We start from the raw sequence: 1,225 nt of genomic DNA, 5'->3' as shown, positions 1-1,225 counted from the left end.
GCGTGCTCGACGAGGGTGATCAGCGCGCTCTTGGCCTCGGCCCGGTGCCGGGCGTCGGTGGTGATGATCGGAGCGTCCGGACCGATCTGCAGCGCCTCCCGCACCTCCTCCGGCGAGTACGGCTGATGCCCGTCGAACCCGTTCAGCGCGATCACGAACGGCAGACCACTGTTCTCGAAGTAGTCCACCGCCGGGAAACAGTCCGCCAGCCGCCGCGTGTCGACCAGCACCACCGCACCGATCGCACCACGCACCAGGTCGTCCCACATGAACCAGAAACGGTCCTGCCCGGGCGTACCGAACAGATACAGAATCAGATCCTGGTCCAGCGTGATACGGCCGAAGTCCATCGCCACCGTCGTGGTGGTCTTCCCACCCGTATGCGTCAGATCATCGATCCCCGCCGACGCCGACGTCATCACCGCTTCGGTCCGCAGCGGATTGATCTCCGACACAGCACCCACGAACGTGGTCTTCCCCACACCGAACCCACCCGCGACCACGATCTTCGCGGACGTGGTGGAACGTGCGGGTCCCGGCCCGCCCGCGCCGCTAGAGCTTGCGAAGTCCACTGAGCACCCTTTCGAGCAACGTCACATCCGGCTGGNCGGCTTCGGCCAGATCGGCCACCAGAATCCGGGCCACACCGAGGGGAATGGAAAGCAGGGCTGAGATCTCGGCGACGGACTTGACCTCATAGCACAGCTGGCAGATCCGCTGGTGCTCCGGGAGCTGGCCCTGCAGCCGGGCGGGCTCGGCACTGGTGCTCACCAGCGCCTCGATCGCCAGCTGGTACCGCGGTTTGGTGCGTCCGCCGGTCATGGCATACGGACGCACCAGCGGCTGCGACTCGCCGTCCACCGGGCCGCGCCGGCTCTGGTGCCGGTCCGGTTCGGGGCGGCGCGCGGGCGAGGACGGCGCGGGCTGCTGCCTTCCGGCAGCGCCGCCCGGAGCCTCCCGGCCCGGCTCGCGACGGCCGCCGCTGGGCGCCGAGGGGAAGTTGAACCGCCCCGTCGCGCCGCTGTTCTGCGGCTGCGCAGGATACTCGTTGCCGTACGGTCCGCCTGGGGGCATTGCCACGTCTCCTCCTCCGACTGCCTTCGCGTGCCGGCTGCTGTCACGCCCGTCGTGTCGCGCGTCCTCGAACTTTAAGGCTCGAGCCCGCAAAGCGCACGACGTCCCCGCTAGTTGAGCATGCTGCCCTGGAGTTCGGCACGCAGGTCGG

Annotated in this window: 2 protein-coding genes; both read right to left on the bottom strand. The window is 68.9% G+C overall.

Annotated elements, in window-relative coordinates:
* A partial coding sequence (locus ABD299_RS22455) for a GTP-binding protein (protein ID WP_344265748.1) occupies nt 1-572 on the bottom strand: 572 nt, incomplete at its 3' end.
* Nucleotides 553-1,080 (bottom strand): DUF742 domain-containing protein, encoded by a 528-nt coding sequence (locus ABD299_RS22450; RefSeq protein WP_425581398.1) that lies wholly within the window; start codon nt 1,078-1,080, stop codon nt 553-555. The genes ABD299_RS22455 and ABD299_RS22450, both read right to left, overlap by 20 nt.
* Nucleotides 1,081-1,225 lie beyond the last annotated feature (145 nt).

This window comes from Streptomyces sodiiphilus (assembly GCF_039529215.1).
GTDB classification, from domain to species: Bacteria; Actinomycetota; Actinomycetes; order Streptomycetales; family Streptomycetaceae; genus Streptomyces; species Streptomyces sodiiphilus.
Note: the sequence above shows the minus strand (reverse complement) of the source record. Positions and strands in the feature narration are given on the sequence as shown.